General features: G+C 70.9%; 19 protein-coding genes, 1 tRNA gene and 1 pseudogene. 14 read left to right on the top strand and 7 right to left on the bottom strand.

The window, feature by feature from the left end:
• Positions 1-5: 5 nt before the first annotated feature.
• Positions 6-941 (bottom strand): pseudouridine synthase, encoded by a 936-nt coding sequence (locus OG306_RS07190; RefSeq protein ID WP_266745267.1) that lies wholly within the window; start codon positions 939-941, stop codon positions 6-8.
• Between the two features lie 124 nt (positions 942-1,065).
• Positions 1,066-1,150, bottom strand: a tRNA-Leu gene (locus tag OG306_RS07185).
• A gap of 183 nt (positions 1,151-1,333) precedes the next feature.
• On the opposite strand from OG306_RS07185, the gene OG306_RS07180 reads away from it, so the two are divergent.
• From OG306_RS07180 to OG306_RS07170, 3 genes are all read left to right on the top strand, one after another.
• Positions 1,334-2,659, top strand: coding sequence for a M20/M25/M40 family metallo-hydrolase (locus OG306_RS07180; protein WP_266745266.1), 1,326 nt, complete (start codon positions 1,334-1,336; stop codon positions 2,657-2,659).
• A gap of 186 nt (positions 2,660-2,845) precedes the next feature.
• The gene (gene chpH / locus OG306_RS07175; protein WP_266745265.1) at positions 2,846-3,079 is read left to right on the top strand and encodes a chaplin ChpH; all 234 of its coding nucleotides are present in this window, start codon (positions 2,846-2,848) and stop codon (positions 3,077-3,079) included.
• Between the two features lie 138 nt (positions 3,080-3,217).
• Complete coding sequence (locus tag OG306_RS07170; RefSeq protein WP_323183816.1) at positions 3,218-3,958, top strand: chaplin; 741 nt, start codon at positions 3,218-3,220, stop codon at positions 3,956-3,958.
• Between the two features lie 87 nt (positions 3,959-4,045).
• On the opposite strand, the gene OG306_RS07165 is transcribed toward OG306_RS07170, so the two are convergent.
• On the bottom strand, positions 4,046-4,234 hold the full coding sequence (locus tag OG306_RS07165) for a DUF5703 family protein (protein WP_266745264.1): 189 nt from the start codon (positions 4,232-4,234) through the stop codon (positions 4,046-4,048).
• A gap of 47 nt (positions 4,235-4,281) precedes the next feature.
• Here OG306_RS07165 and OG306_RS07160 point away from each other — a divergent pair, with 47 nt between their 5' ends.
• On the top strand, positions 4,282-4,941 hold the full coding sequence (locus tag OG306_RS07160; protein WP_266745263.1) for a hypothetical protein: 660 nt from the start codon (positions 4,282-4,284) through the stop codon (positions 4,939-4,941).
• Positions 4,942-4,992: 51 nt separating this feature from the next.
• Here the strand turns inward: OG306_RS07160 and OG306_RS07155 are convergent, their stop codons facing one another.
• Together OG306_RS07155 and OG306_RS07150 are read right to left on the bottom strand one after the other, a co-directional pair.
• Entirely contained in the window at positions 4,993-7,293 is a 2,301-nt protein-coding gene (locus tag OG306_RS07155; RefSeq protein ID WP_266745262.1) for a helix-hairpin-helix domain-containing protein, read from the bottom strand.
• Complete coding sequence (locus OG306_RS07150) at positions 7,290-8,273, bottom strand: aldo/keto reductase (RefSeq protein ID WP_266745261.1); 984 nt, start codon at positions 8,271-8,273, stop codon at positions 7,290-7,292. Before OG306_RS07150 ends, OG306_RS07155 begins: the two co-directional genes overlap by 4 nt.
• A gap of 143 nt (positions 8,274-8,416) precedes the next feature.
• On the opposite strand from OG306_RS07150, the gene OG306_RS07145 reads away from it, so the two are divergent.
• Both OG306_RS07145 and OG306_RS07140 read left to right on the top strand, forming a co-directional pair.
• A complete protein-coding gene (locus tag OG306_RS07145) occupies positions 8,417-9,466 on the top strand; it encodes an LLM class F420-dependent oxidoreductase (protein ID WP_266745260.1) in 1,050 nt (349 codons plus the stop codon).
• Between the two features lie 296 nt (positions 9,467-9,762).
• Positions 9,763-10,173: pseudogene (locus OG306_RS07140) on the top strand (ferritin-like domain-containing protein); the annotation flags it as partial.
• Positions 10,174-10,198: 25 nt separating this feature from the next.
• On the opposite strand, the gene corA reads toward OG306_RS07140, so the two are convergent.
• On the bottom strand, positions 10,199-11,194 hold the full coding sequence (gene corA / locus OG306_RS07135) for a magnesium/cobalt transporter CorA (RefSeq protein WP_266745259.1): 996 nt from the start codon (positions 11,192-11,194) through the stop codon (positions 10,199-10,201).
• A 59-nt stretch (positions 11,195-11,253) separates the two neighbouring features.
• Between corA and OG306_RS07130 the strand changes: the two genes are divergently transcribed.
• The 5 genes from OG306_RS07130 to OG306_RS07110 all read left to right on the top strand — a co-directional run bounded on the left by OG306_RS07130 (position 11,254) and on the right by OG306_RS07110 (position 18,057).
• Positions 11,254-11,976 (top strand): histidine phosphatase family protein, encoded by a 723-nt coding sequence (locus OG306_RS07130; RefSeq protein ID WP_266745258.1) that lies wholly within the window; start codon positions 11,254-11,256, stop codon positions 11,974-11,976.
• A 105-nt stretch (positions 11,977-12,081) separates the two neighbouring features.
• A complete protein-coding gene (locus OG306_RS07125; RefSeq protein ID WP_124718684.1) occupies positions 12,082-12,672 on the top strand; it encodes a DUF3090 domain-containing protein in 591 nt (196 codons plus the stop codon).
• Positions 12,636-13,490: an SCO1664 family protein gene (locus OG306_RS07120; protein ID WP_266745257.1), complete on the top strand. Its 855-nt coding sequence runs from the start codon at positions 12,636-12,638 to the stop codon at positions 13,488-13,490. The genes OG306_RS07125 and OG306_RS07120 overlap by 37 nt, the downstream gene beginning before the upstream one ends.
• A 151-nt stretch (positions 13,491-13,641) precedes the next feature.
• On the top strand, positions 13,642-14,871 hold the full coding sequence (gene mshC, locus OG306_RS07115) for a cysteine--1-D-myo-inosityl 2-amino-2-deoxy-alpha-D-glucopyranoside ligase (RefSeq protein ID WP_266745256.1): 1,230 nt from the start codon (positions 13,642-13,644) through the stop codon (positions 14,869-14,871).
• A 138-nt stretch (positions 14,872-15,009) separates the two neighbouring features.
• Entirely contained in the window at positions 15,010-18,057 is a 3,048-nt protein-coding gene (locus OG306_RS07110) for an NPCBM/NEW2 domain-containing protein (RefSeq protein WP_266745255.1), read from the top strand.
• A gap of 139 nt (positions 18,058-18,196) precedes the next feature.
• Here the strand turns inward: OG306_RS07110 and OG306_RS07105 are convergent, their stop codons facing one another.
• A complete protein-coding gene (locus tag OG306_RS07105; protein ID WP_266745254.1) occupies positions 18,197-19,267 on the bottom strand; it encodes a PAC2 family protein in 1,071 nt (356 codons plus the stop codon).
• A gap of 255 nt (positions 19,268-19,522) precedes the next feature.
• Here OG306_RS07105 and OG306_RS07100 point away from each other — a divergent pair, with 255 nt between their 5' ends.
• The 3 genes from OG306_RS07100 (at position 19,523) to OG306_RS07090 (ending at position 22,820) form a co-directional block, all read left to right on the top strand.
• A complete protein-coding gene (locus OG306_RS07100; RefSeq protein WP_266745253.1) occupies positions 19,523-20,854 on the top strand; it encodes an L-fuconate dehydratase in 1,332 nt (443 codons plus the stop codon).
• Positions 20,854-21,633, top strand: a complete 780-nt coding sequence (locus OG306_RS07095) for an SDR family NAD(P)-dependent oxidoreductase (protein ID WP_266745252.1) — start codon at positions 20,854-20,856, stop codon at positions 21,631-21,633. Before OG306_RS07100 ends, OG306_RS07095 begins: the two co-directional genes overlap by 1 nt.
• A 146-nt stretch (positions 21,634-21,779) precedes the next feature.
• On the top strand, positions 21,780-22,820 hold the full coding sequence (locus tag OG306_RS07090) for a sugar ABC transporter substrate-binding protein (protein ID WP_266745251.1): 1,041 nt from the start codon (positions 21,780-21,782) through the stop codon (positions 22,818-22,820).
• Positions 22,821-22,822: the final 2 nt, after the last annotated feature.

Below are 22,822 nucleotides of genomic sequence, written 5' to 3'. Positions count from 1 at the left end.
GCCGCTCACCGGTCCGGCCACGCGGAGAGCCGCAGCCCGCTCTCGAAGCGGCGCGGCGCGCCCGTGACCGGATCGGTGAACTCCAGCACCCGGGCGAGGAGTTGGAGCGGTTGTGACCAGTCGCCGGCCGCACCCTCCGGCCGGACCACCGGATAGACCGGGTCGTGGACGAGCGGCAGCCCCAGGCTGTTCATGTGGACCCGCAGCTGATGGGTGCGCCCGGTGGCGGGCAACAGCCGGTAACGGCCGAGCCCCGCCCGGTGCTCCAGGAGCTCGATCCGGCTCTCACTGTTCGGCTCGCCCGGCTCCTCGCGGGCGGCGACGACCCCGCGCTCCTTCACGATGCGGCTGCGTACGGTCCGCGGAAAGGCCGGGCCGGGGTCGTACGGTGCCACCGCCTCGTACTCCTTGCGCACCAGACGGTCCCGGAACAGCGTCTGGTACGCGCCCCGCTCCTCGGGCCGTACGACGAACAGGACGAGGCCCGCGGTCAGCCGGTCCAGCCGGTGCGCGGGCTGCAGTGCGGGCAGGTCCAGCTCGCGGCGCAGCCGGGCCACGGCCGTCTCGGTGACGTGCCGGCCGCGCGGTGTCGTCGCCAGGAAGTGCGGCTTGTCGGCGACGACGAGGTGCTCGTCGCGGTGGACGACACCGACCGGGAACGGCACCGGTTCCTCCGGCGCGAAATCCCGGTGGAACCAGAGGTACCGGCCCGCCGCGTACGGCTCGTCGGCGCAGACCGGTCCCGCTACGGAGACGAACCGGCCCTCGGCGAACATGGCGTCCACCCGCGCCGCCCCGATCGCCCCCGCGAACCGCGCCAGCAGATGATCGCGGACCGTCGCCCACCGCCCGTCCGGATCCTCCGGGAGCCGCAGCCGCACCGGATCGATCCCGTCCCGCTGCGCCAGCGGCGCCGACGGGGGCTTCGCGCGCCCCCTCATCGCAGTGCGCCGGCCGGTACGGCGGTGAACATGGTGCGGGCTCCTCGTGTCGTGGCCCACGGCGACCAGGTGAGCACCACGCGAAATGCCGACCAGGATCGCTCCTGATCGGCACTTCGATCTGTGTCCGAGGGGGGACTTGAACCCCCACGCCCGATAAAGGGCACTAGCACCTCAAGCTAGCGCGTCTGCCATTCCGCCACCCGGACAAGGTGTCTGTCTCGCGGGCCCGGCCCGTTCCGACGTGGAAAACAATAGCAAACATCCGGGGGTGCTCGATCACGCCGGGGGAGGTGTGAAGGGCATATGACGAGGGGTGGGGGCCTTGGGCGCGCGGGCCGGGCGCGGGAGGATGAGGGAGGAGCACCGCAGCGACAGTGGAAGGAAGCAGTGTGAGCGAGACCAACACGGCCCGGACCGTCTCGGGCGAGGACGAGGTCGTGGACCTCTGTCGTGAGCTGATCCGGATCGACACCAGCAACTACGGGGACCACTCGGGGCCGGGGGAGCGACGCGCCGCCGAGTACGTCGCGGAGAAACTGGCCGAGGTCGGGCTGGAGCCGCAGATCTTCGAGTCCCACAAGGGCCGGGCCTCGACCGTGGCGCGGATCGAGGGCGAGGACCCCTCCAGGCCCGCCCTGCTGATCCACGGCCACACCGATGTGGTTCCGGCCAATGCCCACGACTGGACGCACCACCCGTTCTCGGGTGAGGTCGCGGACGGCTGTGTCTGGGGCCGCGGCGCGGTCGACATGAAGAACATGGACGCGATGACCCTCGCGGTCGTCCGCGACCGGATGCGCAGCGGCCGCAAGCCCCCGCGCGACATCGTGCTGGCCTTCCTCGCTGACGAGGAGGCGGGCGGTACGTACGGCGCGCGGTATCTCGTGGACAAGCACCCCGGTCTCTTCGAGGGCGTCACCGAGGCGATCGGAGAGGTCGGCGGATTCTCCTTCACGGTGAACGAGAAGCTGCGGCTCTACCTCGTCGAGACGGCCGAGAAGGGCATGCACTGGATGCGGCTCACCGTCGACGGCACGGCGGGCCACGGCTCGATGACCAACGGCGACAACGCGATCACCGAGCTCTGCGAGGCGGTCGGACGGCTGGGACGGCACAAGTGGCCGGTCCGGGTGACCAAGACCGTACGGTCCTTCCTCGACGAACTGTCCGACGCGCTCGGCACCCCGCTCGACCCGGAGGACATGGACGCCACGCTCGCCAAGCTGGGCGGTATCGCCAAGATGATCGGCGCCACGCTCCGCAACTCCGCCGCTCCCACCATGCTCGGCGCCGGCTACAAGGTGAACGTGATCCCCGGCCAGGCCACCGCCCACATCGACGGCCGATTCCTGCCCGGCTTCGAGGACGAGTTCCTGGCCGACCTGGACCGGATCCTCGGCCCGCGGGTGAAGCGCGAGGACGTACACGGGGACAAGGCGCTGGAGACCAGTTTCGACGGCTCGCTCGTCGACGCGATGCAGATCGCCCTGAAGGCGGAGGACCCGATCGCGCGTGCGGTCCCTTACATGCTCTCCGGCGGAACCGACGCCAAGTCCTTCGACGATCTCGGCATCCGCTGCTTCGGGTTCGCCCCGCTGAAGCTGCCGCCGGAGCTCGACTTCGCGGGCATGTTCCACGGTGTGGACGAGCGAGTGCCGGTGGACGGGCTGCAGTTCGGCGTGCGCGTGCTCGACCGTTTCATCGACAACTGCTGAGTCCGTGCCGCGCTCCTGCCCGGCCTCCGTTGATATTCCACCGATTCTCCGCGTCAATAATCGCCCGCGTGTGCGTACGTGACCGGAACGAGTGAAAGGAACCATACGCTCGTAGCCCGATTACCTCTTCCTCGTTACAAGTGATGCGGTCCGCGGCTGGGGCCGCATTGCCAACTAGGAGGAATAGTGATCAAGAAGATCGTCGCCGCTGCGGCTGTCACTGGTGGTCTGGTGCTCGCCGGTGCGGGCATGGCCGTCGCGGACTCCGGTGCCCAGGGCGCCGCTGTCGGCAGCCCCGGCGTGCTCTCGGGCAACGTCGTCCAGGCCCCAATCCACGTGCCGGTGAACGTGTGTGGCAACACGATCTCCGTGGTCGGGCTGCTGAACCCCACCTTCGGTAACACCTGCGGCAACGCCTGACGTTGTGCGTCAACCCGTAAGGGTTTGAATCCGGTCGGCCCCGGGGTGCACGCCATGCACTCCGGGGCCGCTGGATAATCCGCCCCCGCACGGTCAAGTCCGGGGGTATTCCGGAAGGTAGAAGGCAGGAATCAACCTATGCGACAGGTCACGCGTAAAGGCCTGATCACCATGGCGGCCGCGGGCGGAGTCCTCGCGCTGAGCGGCGGTTATGCGCACGCCGACGCCGGAGCGACCGGCGACGCGTCGAATTCCCCGGGGGTGCTTTCAGGGAATTCGGTCCAGGCCCCGGTCCACGTACCGGTCAATGTCTGCGGCAACTCCGTGAGCGTCGTGGGACTGCTCGACCCGGCGGCGGGAAACGCCTGCGGAAACGGTTCGCACAGTGCCGCTTCGGGCAGGCACGCCTCGGGCAGCCAGGTGTCCGGCGACCTGACCCGGGCGACCCGGGCGGGTACCGGCAAGCACCGGGCCGTCACGGGCGACACCGGGAGCGGGGCGACGGCCGAGGGGAGCGCGCAGGGCTCGCCCGGTGTGCTCTCGGGCAACAACATCGCGGTGCCCATCGACATCCCCGTGAACGCCTGCGGGAACAGTGTCACCATCGGCGGACTGCTCAACCCCGTCTCCGGCAACGAGTGCGGAAACGGTACGGACGTCGTCACGCCGCCGGTCGGCACGCCGGTCACCCCGGTCACCGAGAACAAGCCCCCGGCACCCGGAGTGCGGGCTGTGCACAACGCGCTCGAGACACAGGGCGTCGCCGAGCTCGCACACACCGGAGCGGGCCAGCTCGGCCTGCTGGTCCCGGCGAGCGCGGGCCTGCTGCTCGCGGGTGCGGGCACGGTGCTCTACCGCCGCGCCCGGATGTCCGCGTAGCGGACCGAGGGGACGACGCAGGCACGGCAAAGGGAGCGGGTCCCGCGACGGCGGGGCCCGTTCCGTTTCACCGGATGGACCGCGGTCTCACCAGGTGGCCCGTAGCTGGCGGATGATCCGTCGGCGCAGCCGCACCCTGCGGCTGCCGTCACGGCGCAGTGTCAGCCGGTCCAACTCCCAGAGCCCGTACTCGGCATGGTCGGTCAGCAGGCGGGCCGTCTCCTTCCGGGACACCCCGCGCGGCACGTACACATCGACAAATTCGTATTCCGGCATCGCATCTATTGTGCGGGCAGAGCCCGTCTACGGATAGCGTCTGCACCATGTCTGATGCTGCGCAGCCCACCGCTGCCGAGGTACGCGCCGCCGCCGAAGCGATCAAAGCCGCGCTCGACCATCACCTCGAGGCGGTCGAACGCCGGACGGGGGACGACGATCCCGCCGTCTATGAAGCGTTCAACGCACTGGCCGCCGCTGCTGAGTTCTACGACGAACTGCTCTACGACCGCTACGACGAGGTCACCCCCTTCGAGATCCCGGGTGCGGAGGACTCCCTCCCGCCGTACGCCGGTCCCGAGGAGCCGAACGCGCTCAGCGTCCTCATCCGGCGTGACTACGCGGTGGTGGAGCCGCCGAGGCTGCTCGCACAGGCTCAGCGGATCGCCGACCTCGATCCGGACGACCGCGGCGGCGGGAGCGCCGCGGTCGTCGGCTCCAGCGTCCACGCGGCGCTCGGAGTGCTCTTCGGCGAGTACGAACCGGACGAGATCGCTTCCCGGCACATGGAGTTCGGACTGGAGGAGGGCGACTCCACGCTCTGGGTCACGGCGGCCGAGGAGCCCCCCGAGGCCGGGGAGTGGCTCGGCGCACCGTTCGACGACGCGGATCCGCAACTGGTGGTCTGCCGCTTCGACGTCAGCGCGGTCTTCGACGAGGACGAAACGGACGAGCTGCCGGCCGGCCTGGTGGCGGACAGCTCCTGATCCGTCCGTCGGACGGGCTCCGTTCCGAGCCCGTCCGACGGGGCGGCCCGGTCATCGGGCCGATGCCTCCAGCAGGGGGCGCAGCCGCGTCGTGCGGTCCTGCGCCGGGGACTGGGCGACCGCGCGCTGGAGCGCCTGATCCACCCCGTGCACGACGGACAGATGCCGCTCGCCGCGGCTGAAGGCGGTGTACACCCAGGGGCGGCTCAGCGCCTGCGCGGCGTCACCGGGCAGCACGACGACCACGGCGGGCCACCGCATACCGGCGGCCTGATGGGCGCTGAGTGCCCAGCCATGCCGTACGGACGACTCCACCCGCTCCTGGGGTACGACGAGCTTCGTGCCCCCGCAGTCCAGATGCAGGCCTTCGGCGTCGGCCGAGACGACCACTGCGGGCAGGGTCCTGCCGGGGGCCGGGACATGGACGACACGGTCGCCCGGGTCGAAGCCGCCGAACCGCCCCGGACCGGGGTTGATCCGCTCCTTGAGCGCCGCGTTCAGGGCCCGGGTGCCCGCCGGGCCGCCGTGGCCGACGGTGATCACCTGGGTATCGGCCGACGGTACGCCGATGGCGCGCGGCACCGAGTCGGCGACCAGTTGCACGGTGCGGTGCACCGCCTCGCCCGCGTCGCGCACGGGGACGATCACCACTTCCTTGCCGGGCGCCGCGACCTGGTTCAGCTCTCCGACGCCGATGCCGGAGACCAGTTCGCCGATCGGTCCCGGATCGGGTGTACGGGACACGATCTGCGGGCAGGCGCGGGCCGCCAGCACATCCGCGAACACCCGTCCCGCACCGGCCGAACCCAGCACGCCGGGATCGCCGCTGAGCACCAGCCGGGTGCCGTCGCTCAGGGACTCCACGAGGATCGCAGCGGTCTCGACGTCCAGCTGCGGGGCGTCCAGCACGACGAGCAGGTCGACGGCGATCGCCCCCTCCTCGTCCCGCCCCGGACCCTCCGCGCCACAGAGCAGCCCGGCGAGGGTGACGGCCGCCGACGGATCGCCGGTCGTCTCGGCCAGCCGACGTCTGCCGTCCATGCTGTGCACGGCGCCCAGTGCGCGCAGTCCGAGGCCGCGGGCAGCGCTGATCAGCGCCGCGGGTTCGGCCCTGGCCGCTTCGCCGCCGGTGTGCGCCACCAGTCCGTGGGCCGCGACCGCACGGATCAGCTCGGCCGCCGACGGGGAGCCCGCGGCCGTGGCCGCCGCCGTCCAGTCGGCGTCCTTCTCGCAGGCGTTGGCCAGCCGGGCCAGCCCGTCGGCGAGGCTTTCCTCGGCGAGTGCGTACCGGTCGAGACCCAGCAGCGCCGGTACGGGTTCCTGCCCGGTCCGGCCCTCCGCGCTCTCCTCGGCCTCCGCGGGTGCTGCGGGCTCCTGGTCGCCCTCGTCCTCCTGGCTGTCCTGGAAGACCAGGACGACGCCCTCGGCGACGGCGTGCTCGACGGCCGCGGCGGGGTCGCTCACCGCGCGCTCGGCGAGCGCCGCACGGACCGCCGTCGCGTCCAGCGCCGTATGGCCCTGGAGCGCGGCCCGCTCCAGCAGCCAGCCGACCAGGGCCGAGGTCCGCCGCTCGTCGTCCGGACCGCACTCGGCGCCCAGCAGGGCCCGGGCGAAGCCGTCGGCCTGCTCCGGTCTCACTGCCGGCACGGCCAGCAACTGCCAGGGGTCCTCGCGCAGGGCGCCGGCCGCCTGCGCACCGAGGGCCTCCGCCGCCGGGGCCGCCAGCGCTCCGGGAGCCCCGCCCTCGGCCAGTACGGCGGCCACCGCTGCCAGTGTCTGCGGCGAGGGGCCCTGCGCGACCGGGGCCGGAACGGGCGTTCGAGGCCGTACCGGCGCGGGAGCGGCCCGGTGGGGGGCGGCGGGTTCGGACGAGTCGAGGAACGCGGCGGAGGGCTTCTCACCGCTCTCCACGGCACGCACGGCCGCCAGCAGATCGGCCGCCCTGCCACTCAGCTTCGCACCGGCGGCGATGGGGCCCGCCTTCTCCGCCTTGCGTTTCTCGATCCGTTCCCGGAGCTCACGCTGGGCGGTCAGCTCGGCCTCCGCCTCGGAGAGCGCGGCGGGGCCGGCGCCCGCCCCGTCCACGACGCCGTCGGTCGCGGCTGTCGCGTCGGTGGCGCCGTCGGGCTCGGCGTCGGCCGCGGCCGTTCCGTCGGTCCCGGTGGCCCGGTGGTCGTCGCCGTCCGTCCGCGCGCCATCGACGGCGGCATCGGCCGTCGGCGAACCCTCGTCCGCCTCGTGCCCCTCGTCCGGTGCGGACGGGGCGGGCACGGCCGCGGAGGGGTCCGTGACGACGCCGGTGTCGTCGGCGGCCGGGGAGCCGGGGGTTTCCCCCCGGGGAAGCGCAGTCACAGCGTGCTCCAGTCCTGGTCGGGATAGCGGTGCACGGGCGCCGACACGTCGTCGAGCGCCTGGCAGATCTCGTCAGGAAGACTAAGCGCCTCCACTGACAATGCCTCCGTGAGCTGCTGCGCGTTGCGCGCTCCGACGATCGGGGCCACCACCCCCGGCCGGTCCCGCACCCAGGCGAGAGCCACCTGGAGCGCCGTCGTGGCCAGGCCGTCGGCCGCGGTGGACACCGCGTCCACGATGCGGCTCGCCGGGTCGTCGAGATACGGCTCGACGAACGGGGCCAGCAGCTCCGAGGCGCCGCGCGAGTCCGCCGGAGTGCCCGTCCGGTATTTGCCGGTCAGGACCCCCCTGCCCAGCGGAGAGGAGGGCAGCAGCCCCACCCCCAGATCGCGCGCGGCCGGCAGGACCTCGCGTTCCACGCCCCGCTGCAACAGGGAGTATTCCATCTGGGTGCTCGCCAGCCGGGTGCGCAACCCGGGCGAGGCGAGCTGCCAGGTCGCCGCCTTGGCCAGCTGCCAGCCGCAGAAGTTCGACACCCCCGCGTACCGGACACGGCCGGTCGACACCGCCAGGTCCACCGCCTGAAGGGTCTCCTCCAGCGGGGTCACCGGGTCGAAGGCGTGCACCTGCCACAGGTCCACGTAATCCGTGCCGAGCCGTGCCAGGGAGGCGTCCAGCGCGGCCAGCAGATGACCGCGCGAGCCGTTGAACCGGCGGTACGGGTCGGCCACGCCGCCGGCCTTCGTGGCGATGACCAGATCCTGCCGCGGCACCAGACCCTCGGTGAGCCGCCCGAGCAAATATTCGGCCTCCCCACCGCCGTACACATCAGCCGTGTCGACCAGCGTGCCGCCCGCCTCCCAGAAGGCTTTCAGCTGTTCGGCAGCGTCATGCTCGTCGGTGTCCCGGCCCCAGGTGAGGGTGCCGAGCCCGATCCGGGACACTCGAAGGCCGGTGCGGCCGAGATGCCTCTGCTCCATGGGCGCTGAGATTACTGGCCGGGACCCCACCCGGCGGAAGCCTGTGGACAACAACCCGGCACCACATCGCCTCTGCCGGAAGCCGCCGCCGCGCGCTAGAGTCCGGAGCTCAGGCACGTTACTGATCAGTAAGGAGAGCGGCTATGCGGCTCGGCATCAATCTCGGTTACTGGGGTGCGGGAATGGACGGCGACAACCTCGCCGTCGCCCAGGAGGCCGACCGGCTCGGATACGACGTCTGCTGGGCGGCCGAGGCGTACGGCTCCGACGCGCCGACGGTGCTCGCCTGGGTCGCCGCCCGGACCGAATCCATCGACGTCGGCTCCGCGATCATGCAGATCCCGGCCCGCCAGCCCGCGATGACGGCGATGACCGCCGCCACCCTCGACTCGCTCTCCGGCGGCCGGTTCCGGCTCGGCCTCGGCGTGTCGGGACCGCAGGTCTCCGAGGGCTGGTACGGCGTCAAGTTCGACAAGCCGCTGGCCCGCACCCGGGAGTACGTGGAGATCGTCCGCAAGGCGATGTCCCGTGAGCGGCTGTCGTACGAGGGTCAGCACTGGACGCTCCCGCTGCCCGACGGCCCGGGCAAGCCCATCAAGCTCACCGTCCACCCGCAGCGCGAGCACATTCCGCTCTACATCGCCGCGATCGGCCCGAAGAACCTGGAACAGACCGGCGAGATCGCCGACGGGGCGCTGCTCATCTTCCCCTCGGCGGAGCACCTCGAGGACACCGCCGTGAAGTACCTGCGGGCGGGCCGCGAGAAGGCCGGGAAGACCATGGAGGGCTTCGACGTCTGCCCGACCCTGCCGCTCGCCGTCGGTGACGACGTCAACGGCCTCGCGGACATGTTCCGTCCGTACACCGCGCTGTATGTGGGCGGCATGGGCAGCCGCAAGCAGAACTTCTACAACCAGCTCGCGCAGCGCATGGGCTACGAGAAGGAAGCCGCCGAGATCCAGGACAAGTACCTGTCCGGCGACAAGAGCGGCGCCGCCGCGGCCGTCCCGCACCAGCTGATCGACCAGACCACGCTGCTCGGTCCGGTCGAGCGGATCGCCGAGCGGATGCAGGCGTACGCCGCGGCGGGGGTCACGACACTGACCCTGGCTCCGGCCGGGTTCACGCTCGACGAGCGGATCACGGCTCTGCGGGCCGGCACGGAGGCGCTGGAGCGGTCCGGGCTCGCGTAGTGCGGACCGGTGGACGGAGGGGGCTCCGGGAGAGCGCTACGGCCGTGGTGGGGGCTCGGGGGCTCCCCGCCACGGCCGTTACGCGTAACAACGCTTTCGTGGGCGCGGGGTTACGCCGATCGGTGCGCGCTCCGGCGCGGGGTCACCGGGGCCACGGTCCGTCCTCGACCGCCGGACGGGCCGGGAACGCCGCGACCCGTCCGGCGTAGCCGGGGGACGTTCCTGTTGCCCGGGTGGGTGTGCCGCATTTGACTGTCGACGGGCGGATGCCGGTACGGAGGTGGCAGTGGTGCTCTCGGCAAGGAACCGAGCAGATGACGCTGCTGCGCAAGCACTTCGCCGACCACCCCGACCTCGGCCGCGCGGTGCGGATGATCTCGAACGACGAGGACAACCACCTGGCCTACTGCCACGAGGAGTTGCTCCGGCTCGCCCTCGTCGGACACGGCCGTACCATCCAGCGCATCCTGCGCGAGTGCGCGCTCGCCGAGATCCGGGTGTACCGCGACGTCAGCCTCGCCGTGATGGACCACATGGGCCGCATCCTCGGCTGGCCCCGGGCCAAGGCGGCGGCGCTGACCGCGGGGATCCACGGGATCTACGCGTACGAACGGCTCCTGGGATGGCGGCGCATGGTGAGCCTGGAGCCGCCCGCGCGGCGCGACGCACTGGGCGGTACCGCCGCGCAGGCGGCCGAGTTCGCCTGATCCGGGCGCCGCGGCGGACCGGCCGTCAGAGCCAGCCGCGCCGCTTGAACTGCCGGTACAGGCCGAACACCACGGAACCCATCAGCACGATCACCACCGGATAGGCCCACGCCCAGCCGAGTTCCGGCATGTGCTTGAAGTTCATGCCGTAGATCCCCGCCACCATCGTCGGTACGGCGGCCATCGCCGCCCAGGCCGAGATCTTGCGCATGTCGTCGTTCTGCCGCACGCCCACCTGGGCCAGATGCGCCGCGAGGATGTCGGAGAGCAGCCGGTCGAGCCCGTCCACATACTCGTTGGCACGCGTCAGATGGTCGCTCACGTCGCGGAAGAACGGCTGCGAGTGCTCGGGGACGAACGGCACTTCCGCGCTCGCCAGACGGGCCATGGGGGCGCTCAGCGGCCCGGCGGCCCGGCGGAACTCCAGGAGCTGCCGCTTGAAGGTGTAGATGCGGGACGCGGTGTTCTTGGTGTCCGTGGTGCCGGTCGGCGCGAACACCTCGGTCTCCAGCTCCTCCAGGTCGGCCTGGAGCTCGCCCGCCACCTCGATGTAGTGGTCGACCACGGCGTCGCTGATCGCGTACAGCACCGCGGTCGGCCCGTGCTTGAGGACCTCCGGCTCCGACTCCAGCCGGCGGCGTACCGCGGCGAGCGGCGCGCCCTCCCCGTGCCGGACCGTCACGACGAAGGAATCGCCGATGAAGGCCATCAGCTCGTCGGTGGTGACGGTGTCGCTCAGGTGCTCGTACACCACCGGCTTGATGACCGCGAAGAGCGAGTCGTCGTAGACCTCCAGCTTGGGCCGCTGGTGCGCGCTCAGGGCGTCCTCCACGGCCAGCGGATGGAGTCCGAACTCGCTGCTGACGCGGTCGACCTCCTGCTCCGTCGGCTCGTACAGGCCGATCCAGAGAAACGCGTCCCCGGTCGCCCGTGCCTCCGCGAGGGCATCGGAAAGATCGGCGGGGCCTTCGGTACGACGCCCGTCCCGGTAGATCGCACAGTCCACAATCACGGCGCGCATTCTTCCCTGCCCCGCTCCCCGGCGCACCTCACCGCCGGCAGCGGCCTACGCTGGCCCGTATGCCCACCCTGATCCTCGTACGCCATGGACGCTCCACCGCCAACACGGCCGGGGTGCTCGCGGGCCGGACGCCCGGTGTCGCGCTCGACGAGCGCGGCGCCGCCCAGGCCGCGGAGCTGCCCGGACGGCTGGCCGCACTGCCGCTGGCCGCCGTCGTCAGCAGCCCGCTGCAGCGCTGCCGGGAGACCCTGCGGCCGCTGCTCGACGCGCGGCCGGAGCTGACGCTGCACACCGAGGAGCGGATCAACGAGTGCGACTACGGCGACTGGTCGGGACGCAAGCTCGCCGAACTCACCGACGAGCCGCTGATGGGCGTCGTGCAACAGCATCCGTCGGCCGCGGCGTTCCCCGGCGGTGAGTCCATGCGCGCCATGCAGGCGCGTGCCGTCGACGCCGTGCGGGACTGGAACGCGCGGATCGAGGCCGAGCACGGTGGCGACGCCGCCTACGTGATGTGCTCCCACGGCGACATCATCAAGGCCCTCGTCGCCGACGCGCTCGGCCTCCATCTCGACCTCTTCCAGCGGATCCAGGCCGACCCGTGTTCGGTCACCGCGATCCGCTACACCCGGCTGCGGCCCTTTCTGCTGCGGCTCGGCGACACCGGGGACCTGGCCTCGCTGGCACCGCGGGAGCACACCGCCGAGGCGGCCCCGGACCGGCGACCGGAGGCGGACACCGATGCGGACGCGGCGGTCGGTGGCGGCGCTGGGGCACCGTGATCGCTCCGCGCAGTAGGGTGGACGCGCCGTAGGCGCCCTTACCGGGGTAACCCCCAAGGCCGCCGCCGCCCCTCATCTGCCGTCAATTTTCAAGGGAGACAGGACGTGTCCCGTCAGGTGTTCCTCTACGACCCCCCGGACCGTTTCGTGGCCGGTACGGTCGGGTTGCCTGGACGTCGTACGTTCTTCCTGCAGGCATCCTCAGGCGGACGCGTCACCAGCGTGGCCCTGGAGAAGACTCAGGTCGCCGCGCTCGCCGAGCGCATCGACGAACTGCTCGACGAGGTGGTGCGGCGGACCGGCGGAAACTCTCCGGTGCCCGCCGTGGCGCCCATGGACGTCACCGACACCGCGCCCCTCGACGTGCCCGTCGAGGAGGAGTTCCGGGTCGGCACGATGGCGCTCGCCTGGGACGGCGAGGAACAGCGCATGATCGTCGAGGCGCAGGCGCTCGTCGAGCTGGACGTGGAATCCGACGAGGATCTCGCGGAGGCCGAGGAGCGGCTGCTCCAGGACGAGGAGAACGGCCCGCCGATGCTCCGCGTCCGCCTCAGCGGGGCGCAGGCCCGGGCCTTCGCCAAGCGCGCCCTGGACGTCGTGAACGCCGGGCGCCCGCCGTGCCCGCTGTGCAGCCTGCCGCTCGACCCGGAAGGACACGTATGCCCGCGCCAGAACGGATACCGTCGCGGAGCCTGACCGACACCGAACTGGTCACCGTGCTCACCGAGGGCCGGCTCACCGTTCTTGGCCAGGTCCGCGGGGCGTCCAACGCGGTGCTCTACTGCACGGTCGCCCACGACGGCGACGAGGTGACGTGCGTCTACAAGCCCGTGGCCGGGGAACGGCCCCTGTGGGACTTCCCCGACGGCACGCTCGCCCGGCGCGAGGTGGCTGCGTACGAGATCTCCGAGGTGACCGGTTGGGGGCTCATACCGCCCACCGTGCTGCGGGACGGTCCGTACGGCGAGGGCATGTGCCAGCTGTGGATCGAGGCGGCGCCCCAGGACGACGAGTCCTCCCCGGACGGCCTGCCGCCGCTCCTCGCGCTCGTCGACGACGAGGAGCCGGGGGAGGGCTGGAAGGCCGTCGCCCTCGCCGAGGTGGGGGAGGGGAGGACGGCCCTGCTGGTGCACGCGGACGATCCGCGGCTGCGGCGGCTCGCGGTCCTCGACGCCGTGATCAACAACGGTGACCGCAAGGGCGGCCATCTGCTGCCCGCACCCGGCGGCCGGCTCTACGGCATCGATCACGGCGTGACCTTCAACGCCGAGGACAAGCTGCGCACGCTGCTGTGGGGATGGGCGGGGGAGCCGCTGACGGCCGAGGCCGTCGAGGTCGTGGACCGGCTGGCTGCGGAGCTGGCGCCGGGGACCTCGCTCGTCACCCGGCTGGCCGAGCTGATCACCGCGGCCGAGATCGAGGCGTTGCGGGGACGCGTGGCGGGGCTGAAGGCCTCGGGGCGGCACCCGGAACCGAGCGGCGCGTGGCCGTCGATCCCCTGGCCACCGGTGTGACGAAATCGAGCCACTCCGGCGGCCGAGGGGCGGCGCACAGGGGGCTTGCCCGTACCTGAACCGATGAACCCACACCGCGCAAGACCGCCTCTTCGGCCAAGATCAGGTATCCGGTTCGTATCCGGAACATGCATCCGGTTACGCTCGTGGCATGCATGCCTGGCCCGCTTCTGAGGTCCCCGCCCTGCCTGGCAAGGGCCGCGACCTTCGGATCCACGACACCGCGACCGGCGGACGGATCACTCTTGACCCCGGTCCCGTCGCCCGTATCTACGTCTGCGGCATCACGCCGTACGACGCGACCCACATGGGTCATGCGGCGACCTACAACGCGTTCGACCTCGTTCAGCGCGTGTGGCTCGACAACAAGCGGCAGGTCCACTATGTCCAGAACGTGACCGACGTGGACGATCCGCTGCTGGAGCGGGCCGTGCGCGACGGTCAGGACTGGACCGAGCTCGCCGAGCGCGAGACGGCTCTGTTCCGCGAGGACATGACTGCCCTGCGCATGCTCCCGCCGAAGCACTACATCGGCGCCGTGGAGGCGATACCGGGCATCGTCCCGCTCGTCGAACGGCTCCGGGACGCGGGCGCCGCCTACGAGCTCGACGGGGACGTCTACTTCTCCGTCGAGACCGACCCGCACTTCGGCGGGGTCTCCCACCTCGATGCCGAGGCGATGCGGCTGCTCTCCGCCGAGCGAGGCGGTGACCCGGAGCGCCCGGGCAAGAAGAACCCGCTCGACCCGATGCTCTGGATGGCCGCCCGTGAGGGCGAGCCGAGCTGGGACGGGGCCTCCCTCGGCCCCGGCCGCCCGGGCTGGCACATCGAGTGCGTCGCCATCGCCCTGGACCACCTCGGCATGGGCTTCGACGTGCAGGGAGGCGGGTCCGATCTCGCCTTCCCGCACCACGAGATGGGCGCCTCGCACGCCCAGGTGCTGACCGGCGAGCACCCGTTCGCGCAGGCGTACGTACACGCCGGAATGGTCGCCCTGGACGGCGAGAAGATGTCCAAGTCCAGGGGCAACCTGGTCTTCGTGTCGAAGCTCCGCCACGACGGCGTGGACCCGGCGGCGATCCGCCTCGCCCTGCTGTCGCACCACTACCGGTCCGACTGGGAGTGGACCGATCAGGTGCTCGCCGATGCCGTCGAGCGGCTCGGACGCTGGCGTTCCGCCGTCTCCCGGCCCGACGGACTGCCCGCCGAGGCCCTGGTCGAGGAGGTCCGCGAGGCCCTCGCCGACGACCTGGACGCACCGGCCGCGCTGGCCGCCGTGGACCGCTGGGCCGAGCGTCAGAACGCCGAGGGCGGTACGGACGAGGGCGCGCCCGGCCTCGTCTCGCGCACCGTCGACGCGCTGCTGGGTGTCGCTCTGTAGCCTCGCCCGCAACTGCCGCGCGCGGTGACAGCGCGCGGATCGCCATCCCGTGAGCCGGCCTTGGACTTCTCGACGAAGTTCAGGGCCGGTTCCGTTTTGTCCATGGTCAAGTGCTCGATACTGCGCTAAAAGCGCTCTATGCAATCATCAACGCGCATCAGAGCGGCGGCAGTTGCAGCCTTGTTCGGGCTGATCGCCGTCTTCGCGGGGCCCGGTGCCGGTCAGGCCGGCGCCGCCGAACCGGACCCCACCACGGTCGGCGACCTCACCGGGTTCTCCGCCGACAGATCCGTCTACCACTTGCGGGCCGGCACCGCCGAGGCTCGCGTCAGCTTCGTCTCCGCCGAGACCTTCCGCATCGAACTCGCCCCGGACGGTACGTTCTCCGACCCGGCCGGCGACGACATCGTGCTGCCACAGGGCACACCGCCGCACACCCGGTGGAAGGAGCAGGGCGACCGCTACGAACTCTCCACCGGCAGCATCACCCTGCGCGCCTACAAGGCGCCCCTGCGCTTCGCGCTCTACCGGGCCGACGGTACCCGGGTCTGGTCCGAGACCAAGGGGCTGAGCTGGGACGGGAAGCAGACCACGCAGACCCTGGCCCGCGGCGCCGACGAGCAGTTCTACGGCGCCGGGATGCAGAACGGCCGCGGCAACACCTCGCACCGGGACAAGACCGTCGAGGTCGGCGTCGACTACAACTGGGACGACGGCGGGCACCCCAACTCGGTGCCGTTCTACCTCTCCTCGGCGGGCTACGGCGTCTTCCGCAATACCTACGCGCCGAACACCTACGCCTTCACCGACCCGGTGACCACCAGCGCGAAGGAAAAGCGTTTCGACGCCTACTACTTCGCGGGCGACAGCGCCAAGGACGTCATCGGCCAGTACACGAAACTCACCGGCAAGCCCTTCCTGCCACCCGTGTACGGGATGGAGATCGGCGACGCCGACTGCTACCTCCACAACGCCAACCGCGGCGAGCGGCGCACCCTCGACGCCCTGAAGGTCGCCGACGGGTACGTCGAGCACGACATGCCGAACGGCTGGATGCTCGTCAACGACGGTTACGGCTGCGGGTACGAGGACCTCGCCGAGACCGCGAAGGGCCTGCAGGACCGCGGCATGCAGCTCGGCCTGTGGACCCAGGACGGCATCGACAAGATCGCCGACCAGGTCAAGGCGGGCCAGCGGGTTGCGAAGCTCGATGTCGCCTGGATCGGCGAGGGCTACAAGTTCGCTCTCGACGGCTGCAAGGACGCGTACAAGGGCATCGAGGACAACAGCGACGCCCGCGGCTTCACCTACGCCCCCGAGAGCTGGGCGGGTGCGCAGCGCTGCGGCGTCCAGTGGTCCGGTGACCAGTACGGCACCTGGGACTACATCCGCTGGCAGATTCCGACCTACGCGGGCGCCACGATGTCCGGTCTCGCGTACACCACCGGCGATGTCGACGGCATCTTCGGCGGCAGCGCCAAGACGTACACCCGTGACCTCCAGTGGAAGATGTTCCTGGGGACCACGATGACCATGGACGGCTGGGCGGCCAGCGACAAGCAGCCCTACCGGTACGGGGAGCCGTACACCTCCATCAACCGCGACTACCTCAAGCTCAAGGAGTCGCTGCTGCCCTATCAGTACTCCTACGCGCACGAGGCGACGAAGACCGGCGTCGGCATGGTCCGGCCCCTGGCCCTCGAATTCCCCGACGACCCGAAGGCGGCGACGGACGCGGCGAAGTACGAGTTCATGTCCGGCGAGGACTTCCTCGTCGCACCCGTCTACCAGGACACCACCGAGCGCAACGGCATCTATCTGCCGAAGGGCACCTGGACCGACTACTGGAACGGCCGCACATACGAGGGCCCGACCACCGTCGACCACTACAGCGCCCCGCTCGACACCCTGCCGCTGTTCGTCAAGGGCGGTGCCGGCGTGCCGATGTGGCCGGGCATCCGCTCGTACAAGGACCGCACCGCCGGCTCCCCGCTCGCCTGGGACATCTACCCGCAGGGCTCCTCGTCGTTCACGCTGTACGAGGACGACGGCGTCACCCGGCAGCACCGCGACGGCAAGTACGCCACCCAGACCGCCGACGTGGACGCACCGGTCCGGGGCGCGGGCGACGTCACCGTGCGGATCGGTGCGAGCAAGGGGGAGTTCACGGGTAAGCAGAGCAGCCGCCCGTACGAGTTCAGCGTGCACACCGGCTCCGCGCCGAGCACGGTCGAGCTCGACGGCAAGCTGCCCCGGCTGGCTTCCGCGGCCGCGTACAAGAGCGCGAAACAGGGCTGGTGGTACGACCGGGACGACCGCGGTGGTGTCGTGAAGATCAAGACCGCGCCGCGCTCCACCGACAAGAAGTTCTCCGTGAAGCTGAAGGCGACGAGCGCGGTCGGCGGCCGGAACGCCGCCGCGACGGCCGTCGTCTCCGCGCCCGCCGGGCAGGAGCTCGGTGCCGGAGCCGAAGGCACCGTCGCCGTCGACGTCACGGCGGGCAGCGCCGACGTGACGGGCGCCGCGGTCACCCTGGCCGTGCCCGACGGCTGGCAGGTCGCACCGGCCGCGACCGTGGACCGGATCCCGGCGGGCACCACCCGGCGGGTCGAGGTGCCGGTCACCCCGGCGAAGGACGCCGCGGCGGGGGAGGCGAGGATCACCGCGCTCGCCCGCTACCGGTCGGCCGGTGAATCCCGCACCACCGCCCAGCGGTTCGCCGCCGCGGTGATGCCACCGCCGCCCTCCGGCGAGGCCTGGGCGAGCGATCTGGTGTGGCTGACGTCGGTGAACGGCTACGGGCCCGCCGAACGGGACCGCAGCAACGGCGAGTCGGGCGCCGCCGACGGACACCCCCTCACGCTGGCGGGGAAGGTGTACGAGAAGGGCATCGGCACCCATGCCGACTCCGACATCGAGGTATATCTCGGCGGACGCTGCTCGAAGTTCACCGCCGACGTCGGGATCGACGACGAGATCAACGGCTACGGCGAAGTGGCGTTCTCCGTCGAGGCGGACGGCAAGGTGCTGTGGACCTCGCCGAAGGTGACGGGGGCGTCCGCGACCGTACCCGTCGATGTGCGGCTCGACGGGGCGCGCCATGTGCATCTGAAGGTCACGGACACCAATGGGTCCAAGACCGGTGACCACGGGGACTGGGCCGCGGCGCGATTCACCTGCTCCTGACGGACCCGGATGTCCCGGAACGTCCGGATGTCCGTGAATGACCCGGACAGCAGATGGTGGTGAATGACCCGGACAGCACAGGAGCACCGGGCGGGTGCACACGAACCGTACGCATCCGCTCGGCGCTCCACCGGCCGTATCAGTCCTCCGAGGAGTCCTCCGATGAATCCTGAGGGCCGTCGCCCCCGTCGTGACCGCCGTCGCCGTCCTCGTCCTCCTGGCCGGCCGGAGACTGCCGGCCGGGTCCCGTCCCGCCGCCGGATTCCGGCCGGAGCGGCTTCGGCGAACGGGTGCGGCCACCGGAGGTGTCGCGCAGATACGAGGCGTCGCCACTCTCCGTCGCATGCCCGCCGGGCCCCTGGCCCGGACCGACGTCCCTACGGCGCAGATAGCGCTCGAACTCCCGGGCGATGGCCTCGCCGCTCGCCTCGGGAAGCTCCGCGGTGTCCCGGGCCTCCTCCAGCGTCTGCACGTACTCCGCCACTTCGCTGTCCTCGGAGGCCAGTTGGTCCACGCCGAGCTGCCAGGCACGGGCGTCCTCGGGCAGTTCGCCCAGCGGGATGCGCAGGCCGATGAGGTCCTCCAGGCGGTTGAGCAGCGCGAGGGTGGCCTTCGGATTGGGCGGCTGCGACACGTAGTGCGGCACCGCCGCCCACAGACTCACCGTGGGTACGCCCGCGTGCGTGCAGGCCTCCTGGAGGATGCCGACGATGCCCGTCGGACCCTCGTACCTGGTCTCTTCCAGGTCCATGGTCCGCGCCAGATCCGGGTCGGAGGTGACTCCGCTGACCGGCACCGGGCGGGTGTGCGGGGTGTCGCCGAGCAGTGCGCCCAGGATCACCACCATCTCCACGCCCAGCTCATGGGCGAAGGCCAGGATCTCGTTGCAGAACGAGCGCCAGCGCATGGACGGTTCGATACCGCGGACCAGGACGAGGTCACGGGGCTTCTCCCCGCCCACACGGACCACGGAGAGCCGGGTGGTCGGCCACGTGATCTTGCGCACCCCGCCGTCCAGCCAGACCGTCGGCCGGTTGACCTGGAAGTCGTAGTAGTCCTCGGCGTCCAGTGCCGCGAACACCTCTCCCTTCCACTCCCGGTCCAGATGCGCGACCGCCGTGGAGGCGGCGTCACCTGCGTCGTTCCATCCCTCGAACGCGGCCACCATGACCGGGTCGATCAGCTCGGGAACCCCCTCGAGCTCGATCACCCAGGCCTCCTTCCGAAGTTCCCTTGCGTACGCACCAACCTTACGGCTTCCGGCCACTCCCACCGCAGCCCCTGTGCACAGCCGGGTGAACCTGTGCCATGGGGGTGCATCACCGGTCGAATCAGGGCATCAGTCTCTGAATACATCCGAGCTGTGTCCGTCAATTTCGCTCCGACTCTGGACGTTGGGGCCTTCGTGACGCTATACATCGGATGATCAGAACAGAGATCCGATGTTATTCCCCTGGGGGCGCACATGAGTCAGACCGTCACGGATTTCGAGGTTCACGACATCCGTTTTCCGACCTCGGAACAACTGGACGGCTCGGACGCCATGAACGCCGATCCCGACTACTCGGCCGCCTACGTCGTCCTGCGTACCGAAATTCTCGACGAGGGCGCCGTCATCGAGGGACATGGCTTCTGTTTCACCATCGGGCGCGGCAACGAGGTGATGGCCGCCGCCATCGAGACGCTGCGCCCGTACGTCGTGGGGCGCCCGGCGCCCAGAACCGCGGCCGACCTCGCCGCACTGCATCGCGAGCTCACCCATGACTCCCAACTGCGCTGGCTCGGCCCCGAGAAGGGCGTGATGCACATGGCGGCCGGCGCGGTCGTCAACGCGGCCTGGGACCTGGCGGCGAAGCAGGCGGGCAGGCCCGTCTGGCAGTTCCTCGCCGAGATGACGCCCGAGGAGCTCGTCTCGCTCGTCGACTTCCGCTATCTCACCGACGCCCTCACCCCCGACGAGGCCCTCGCGATCCTGCGGGCCGCCGAACCGGGGCGGGCCGAGCGCGCCGAGCGGCTGCGCGCCGAGGGCTACCCCGCGTACACCACTTCGCCGGGCTGGCTGGGATACACCGACGACAAGCTGGTCCGGCTGGCGAAGGAGGCCGTCGCCGACGGCTTCACCCAGATCAAGCTGAAGGTCGGCGGCGACATCCGCGACGACATCCGCAGACTCGCGCTGGCCCGCGAGGCCGTCGGGCCGGACGTCCGGATCGCCGTCGACGCCAACCAGCGCTGGGACGTCGCCGACGCGGTGGAGTGGATGACCGCGCTCGCGCCGTTCGACCCGCACTGGATCGAGGAGCCGACCAGCCCCGACGACATCCTCGGCCACGCGGCCGTCCGCGCCGGGCAGCCCGTCAAGGTCGCCACCGGTGAGCACGTCGCCAACCGGGTCGTGTTCAAACAGCTGCTGCAGGCCGGAGCCGTCGACTTCGTCCAGATCGACGCGGCCCGGGTCGCGGGCGTCAACGAGAACCTGGCGATCCTGCTGCTCGCCGCCAAGTACGGCGTGCCGGTCTGCCCGCACGCGGGCGGAGTCGGGCTCTGCGAGCTGGTGCAACACCTCTCGATGTTCGACTATGTGGCGGTCTCCGGAAGCTGGGAGAACCGCGTGATCGAGTACGTCGACCATCTCCACGAACACTTCGCCGACCCCACCGTGATCGAGAACGGCCGTTACGCCGCGCCTGATTCACCGGGCTTCTCCGCCCGGATGCTCCCCGAGTCGATCGCCGCGCACCGCTATCCGCAGGGCCCCGTATGGCAGGCCCGCCGCACCACCGAGGAGGCCAACTGATGACCGGCACACGCGACTTCGAGGGGATGAACGCCCTGGTGACGGGCGGCGCCTCCGGCATCGGCGCCGCCGTCGCGACCCTGCTGCTGGCGCGCGGCGCCCAGGTGGCGGTGCTCGACCGGGAGACCGCGGGCGCCCCCGCGGGCGTCCTGGCCGTCAAGGCGGACGTCACCGACGACCACGCCGTGCGCGAGGCGGTCGACCGGGCGGCCGGCGAACTCGGCGGCCTGCATACCGTCGTGTCCAACGCGGGCATCGGTTCCATCGGCACCGTCGAGGACAACGCCGACGAGGAGTGGACCCGGGTCCTGGACATCAACGTCCTCGGCATGGTCCGCACCGCCCGGCACGCCCTGCCCCATCTGCGGAGCGCGGCGGCCGAACGCCCCGGTGCCGTCTCGATCACCCAGACCTGCTCGATCGCCGCGACCGCCGGGCTGCCGCAGCGCGCCCTGTACAGCGCGAGCAAGGGCGCGGTCCTCTCCCTGACCCTCGCGATGGCCGCCGACCACGTCCGCGAGGGCATCCGGGTCAACTGCGTCAACCCGGGCACCGCGGACACCCCGTGGATCGGCCGGCTCCTCGGACAGGCCGACGACCCGGCCGCCGAACGGGCCGCGCTGGACGCCCGCCAGCCGCTCGGGCGGCTGGTCTCGGCCGATGAGGTGGCCGCCGCGATCGTCTACCTCGCGAGCCCCGCCGCCGCCTCCGTCACCGGCACGGCACTCGCCGTCGACGGCGGAATGCAGGGCCTGCGCCTGCGCCCCGCCGAAAGCTGATCAAGGACGCGCGGCCCCCGGGCCTGTCCGGCCCTGATCCGCCGGACAGGCCCGAGCCGCACCACCGGGCCGCGCCCCCGAGCACCATGCACCGCCGCTCTGCCCGCAGAGCTCCGACCGGTACTCCACCAAGGATTGGGACACCAATGAGAGTGCGTACGACGAGTGCGGCAGCCTGCGCCGTACTGCTGGCCGTCACTGCCCTCGCGGGCTGCAACCGCGAGTCCTCCGCCGACGGCGCGGGAGGCGGGAAGGTCGGAATCGACCTGCCGCGCAGCGACAGCGACTTCTGGAACTCGTACCAGAACTACGTGCAGAAGGGGGTCAAGGCAGGCGAGGTCAAGGCCCTGCCGCTGACCAACTCGCAGAACGACATCGGCAAGCTGGTCGCCAACGTCCAGACCTTCACCGACCAGGGCGCCAAGGCCGTCGTGATGGCACCCCAGGACACCGGTGCGATAGCCGAATCGCTCAACACGCTGAACGAGAAGAAGATCCCCGTCATCAGCGTCGACACCCGCCCCGACAAGGGCAACATCTACATGGTGGTGCGGGCCGACAACAAGGCGTACGGGACCAATGCCTGCAAGTACCTCGGCGAGCAGCTGAAGGGCAAGGGCAAGGTCGTCGAGTTCCAGGGCGACCTCGCCTCGATCAACGGCCGTGACCGGTCCGAGGCGTTCAAGGCCTGCATGGACAAGGACTTTCCCGGCATCAAGGTCTTCGAGCTGGCCACCGACTGGAAGGGCGACGTCGCCTCCGCCAAGCTCCAGGCCACCCTGGCCGCCAACCCCGACATCAACGGCATCTACATGCAGGCGGGCGGCGTCTTCCTGCAGCCCACCCTCGCGCTCCTGGAGCAGAAGAAGCTGCTGAAGCCGGCCGGTACGCCGGGCCACATCACGATCATCTCCAACGACGGCATCCCGGAGGAGTTCGACGCCATCAAGGCGGGGAAGATCGACGCGACGATCTCGCAGCCCGCCGACCTGTACGCGAAGTACGCGCTGTACTACGCGAAGGCGGCCCTGGACGGCAAGACCTTCAAGGAAGGCCCGACCGACCACGACTCGAACATCATCAGGATCCCGAACGGCTTCGAGGACCAACTCCCCGCGCCCCTGGTGACCAAGGACAACGTGGACGACCCGAAACTGTGGGCCAATCAGCTGGAGAAGAAGAGCTAGCC

Origin of the sequence: Streptomyces sp. NBC_01241 (assembly GCF_041435435.1) — a bacterium.
In the GTDB taxonomy this organism is placed as follows: domain Bacteria; phylum Actinomycetota; class Actinomycetes; order Streptomycetales; family Streptomycetaceae; genus Streptomyces.
The sequence above is the reverse complement of the archived record's forward strand: the minus strand, read 5'-3'. Positions and strand labels throughout refer to the sequence as shown.